We start from the raw sequence: 305 nt of genomic DNA, 5'->3' as shown, positions 1-305 counted from the left end.
CGGGTGCGGCTGGAGGCCAAGTCCATCGCCGAGAAATACCTGGAGCCGCCGCACACCACCGATTTCGCCCTGCTGTTTCTGCCCACCGAAGGCCTGTACGCCGAGGTGCTGCGCCGCCCGGGGCTGGTGGAGCTGCTGCAGCGCGAGCACCGCGTGACCCTGGCCGGCCCGACCACGCTGCTGGCCATGCTCAATGCCCTGCAAATGGGCTTTCGCACCCTGGCGCTGGAGCGGCGTTCCAGCGAGGTCTGGCAGGTGCTGGGCGCGGTGAAAACCGAATTCGGCAAGTTCGGGGACGTGCTGGC

1 protein-coding gene is annotated in these 305 nt (G+C 68.5%); it reads left to right on the top strand.

Translation table 11 applies throughout. The annotated features are described in order from the left end of the window. On the top strand, window positions 1-305 hold a 305-nt coding region (rmuC, locus tag HA630_RS27120), incomplete at both ends, for a DNA recombination protein RmuC (RefSeq protein WP_166831944.1).

The organism is Aquabacterium sp. A08 (genome assembly GCF_011742065.1).
Note: the sequence above shows the minus strand (reverse complement) of the source record. Positions and strands in the feature narration are given on the sequence as shown.